Raw genomic sequence first — 3,571 nt, forward strand, 5'->3', positions numbered from 1 at the left:
GTCACGAGTGCGTTGCGGCACTGTTTGGGCAACTCGCAACTCGCTCAACATCGAGTCCTCTGCTTCGCTTAAGATAATCCGAATCGGAGCTGGCATAAATAATGGAAAACTCCGTTTAGAGAACCTATCCCATCTTATATTTAATTAGTCCCAGCTACTTAGATGAGCTTGAAGCCATTGTTGATCATAGATGTACAGCCAAGAATAGATGCGCTGAAACATCCGCTCTAGCGTAGTCCGTCCTATATGAGGATTTTCTTTAACTGCTTCTAGCCATGCCATTCGGTAGCTTTCTAACTTGCTTGGTTGAGTTACCTGACCGTTTTGAGTATCACGCAATAACTCTCCATTGATTTTCGCTACTCTAGCGGTTGGTCCTGGTCGAGGAAAAGAAAGCCCTAGCCGGAGTGCTTGCCGTTTAACAGTTTGGTAATCAACCCTTAACTGCTTAGCAATTTCCTCGATACTAACTGTTGGATTCGCCCAAAAATTCTTTAAAATCTTTTCCCATAGTTGTCCGTAAGACTTCACTTTGCCAATCCGAAATCGGTCTTCTGGTAAAGAATCAAGACTCAGCCGGGAGTAAGTAAAACCACAGGTACAGCTAAAAGTACCTGTAATTCGACTGCGTTGCTTGTCGTAAGTAACTTGACATTCCTTTATCGATAGCTGTTGGAACTGTTGACAAACTGGATTGAGGCAGGGCCAGGGTTTCGATCCAAAGGGCTTGAAAGCGTCAGGAGGAGAGTCAGGAAGTTGGAAAAATTCCTCGGCTGTATATCCCAGCAACTGGATTAGCAGTAAATGGTAAAGAGGATGTCGTGCCTGTCTAGGTGAGCGCACCAGACGAAATAACCAATTATTTTTGTCTTGCTCGTTGGGGACGCACTGTAACCGTTCTAATAAATCATAGGAGTAATAACTTTTAAATGCCTCCAGCAAGGCACTAACACGAACTTTTCCCCCTCGACTTGCTAGGTTACGCTCAGTTAGTAACCAGAGGTAGCGATCGCGATGGATTCAAGACCTGGAAATAATTCGCGCTGCTTCAAGAGCCAAGCCGTATCCTGGGCAATCCTCAAAAGAACGTTGTGGCAGGGGTCAGATGGATTTAGTAGGCGTGAGGATGTTTTCTCTATCGCTTGGTTGGCAGAGATTAGCTCGTAACGACTTCTTTTAGCCTGTGCCCGTACCTTGCTGTTTTCTAAAAAGACGTGATGGATTGGGCAAACTTCTACACCAGGTACTTGGTGGAGGCGATGCCAGTAGCGACCACCGTCAAATTGCTTCTGATCTTCCTCGGTACATAGAGGACAGAACCGTAACCATTTTGGTAAACAAATGCAGCTACCTGTAATCCCAGAGCGCATCTGAGCCAGAAGTCCGTTGTTACCTTCCATATCTTGCCGCAAACAACTGACTCGATCTGATGGGAGGAATGGGCTGTAAAAGGGTAATAATGTATGGTTATCAATTAGCTGCTTAACTGCGTAACCATGCCCTCTTGGTAAGGCGGCTATTAAAATATTCAGGCGAGAAGGCAAGTCAACTATAGCAGAGGCTGTTGCACTTCCAAACAAGTCTTGAACCACTGACTTATTAGTTGGATACTGGACTTGGTCAGCGTATCGGGCACAGATGCTGTAAAACAGTTCGTCAGGATAAGGTTCGGGGAAGAAAACAATCATCCTCACACTTCATGTAAAGTTCTAGAATCATTGATTGATGATTTTTCCGCATCACTAACAGCATCTATTGAAGCTAAAGATTCTAGAGCTGCATCAATTGCTTCTTTGACCTGTTGTGTTGCTATAGGCCGTGCTCGTGAATGTACCTTAGCTCGGCGCAGCAACTGCCACTGCGTTGGACATATATTCTCTTCCAGGAAGCCTTTTGCTGCCCGCTCAATTTTACGAACAGCAAATTCTTCGTGTGTTTCAACCATTTCAGCTAAAACTTTTGCCGTTAACGGAAGCCTATCAAGCTGAGTATGCAATTGGTGGTATTTACCTATGTCTCTACCAATCTGTGCCACTGTTACCCGTACAAGGGATGGAAGATTGCTTCTAATATGTACTGCCGCAGCCTTTACTTTTGCCGCCAGTTCAATGTCACGCTTTTCCCAATCCACTTCTGATGACGGCGACTTTTTTCCTTTATTACTTATAGGAGGCGGCAGATGAGTTTCTAACCAATCAGGATAATTCGCTTGAAGCCAATCATAAGTACCTAAGCATATTTCCTTGAGTCTTGAGCGTGATACTAAAGGATACTGCTGTCTGATTTCTAGAAATTTCTTTTGATGATTCTCCAAAAGATTGAGTTTTTTCGTCTCAGGATTTGAATTTGAACAATAATAAAGAAGATTAGAAGTTAATTGGGTCGATTTTTCAGAACCAACTCTCGGAAATGTTAGTTTCAGCAAAGCTGCTTGACGTTTAATCGTCATCTCGCCAACTCCAAGCCGTCTTGCTATTTGGTTGAGACTAATTGCCTCATCATCCCATAACCTTATCAAACTCAACTCCCAAAGTGTCCCATAAATTTTCTTATGTTTTGACTTCCGAAATTGATCTTCAGCACTAGCATCTGGACCTTTTCGAGAGTATGTGAAACCGCAGATACACTCGAATGTACCAACAGGGTAACTGCGTCTTTTGTAATAGGTTGTGAGGTGACATTCCTTAATCACTGACTGTTTGAAGTTTTGACAAACCGGATTGAGACAGGGCCAAGGTCCATCCCCAAAAGGTTTCAATTTAGCAGAAAGTTTCAAAACCTCTTCGGCCGTATATCCTAGAAAATTGATTGCTAGTAAATGACGAATAGGATGCCTTATCCTGCTGTTTTTCTTAAATAAAGCGGTAAGCCAATGATTCTTTGTCAGTTCGTTAATCTCACATTGAAGCAGTTTTAAAATTGTAGGAGAGTAGTGGCGCTTAAAGGCTTCTAGCAGTTCATCTTGGAAAATCCTACCTTTGAATGTAGAAAGACCACGCTCATACAAATTTTTGACATAAAAACTATGTAAATTATCACCACTTAAAAATAAGTTTTGCTGCTTCAAAAGCCAATCAGCATCACGAGAAATTTTGAGAAGATTTTCATGGTCTCTATCTGATAGATTCAATGAATATGGTTTAATTTCACTTATTGATTGTTCAGCAGAAATAAAGCTGTGTCTATTGTTATTGTTTCGTGCTAACACTCCGCTGTTCATTACTGCAACTTGATGTGTTGGACAAAGCTCGACACCTGACCCTTGATGTAAGCGATGCCAGTAGCATTCACCAAATTGTTTCTTATCTTCTTGGACGCATAGAGGACAGAACCGTAAATAAGTAAACCTCTGTATATGACCTACAAAGAGTCCCAAGTGTAGATCACTACGTTGTGGGTTACTTCCTCTCATCCTCTCCCGAATAAAGCTTATTAGCTCTCGCGGAAAGAAGGGACTGTAAAAACCCATATTCCGCAGGTTTTGGCATGGAGTTATTGTATTTTTGATGCATGAGTGCATCTGAGATTAGAGTACAAGATATTGACCACAGTGGGATTGTGGCAGGGGTCA

The 3,571-nt window shown here is 42.5% G+C and carries 3 protein-coding genes; all 3 read right to left on the reverse strand.

Annotation, left to right across the window (positions count from 1 at the left end; all coding sequences use genetic code 11):
* Positions 1 to 144 precede the first annotated feature (144 nt).
* From H6H02_RS26440 to H6H02_RS26450, 3 genes are read right to left on the reverse strand one after another with little or no spacing between them, the layout of a single operon-like run.
* On the reverse strand, positions 145 to 1,020 hold the full coding sequence (locus tag H6H02_RS26440; RefSeq protein WP_190823390.1) for a TnsD family Tn7-like transposition protein: 876 nt from the start codon (positions 1,018 to 1,020) through the stop codon (positions 145 to 147).
* Complete coding sequence (locus tag H6H02_RS26445) at positions 990 to 1,688, reverse strand: TniQ family protein (protein WP_190823386.1); 699 nt, start codon at positions 1,686 to 1,688, stop codon at positions 990 to 992. Before H6H02_RS26445 ends, H6H02_RS26440 begins: the two co-directional genes overlap by 31 nt.
* Before the next feature lie 2 nt (positions 1,689 to 1,690).
* Positions 1,691 to 3,220 (reverse strand): TnsD family Tn7-like transposition protein, encoded by a 1,530-nt coding sequence (locus H6H02_RS26450; protein WP_242040899.1) that lies wholly within the window; start codon positions 3,218 to 3,220, stop codon positions 1,691 to 1,693.
* Between the last annotated feature and the right edge of the window lie 351 nt (positions 3,221 to 3,571).

It is taken from the genome of Coleofasciculus sp. FACHB-1120 (genome assembly GCF_014698845.1).
Classification (GTDB): domain Bacteria; phylum Cyanobacteriota; class Cyanobacteriia; order Cyanobacteriales; family FACHB-T130; genus FACHB-T130.

Bases quoted from the DNA above. Each gene is read 5' to 3' on its own strand.
- H6H02_RS26445 (WP_190823386.1), bottom strand. From the start codon at position 1,688: ATGATTGTTTTCTTCCCCGAACCTTATCCTGACGAACTGTTTTACAGC.
- H6H02_RS26450 (WP_242040899.1), bottom strand. From the start codon at position 3,220: ATGAACAGCGGAGTGTTAGCACGAAACAATAACAATAGACACAGCTTT.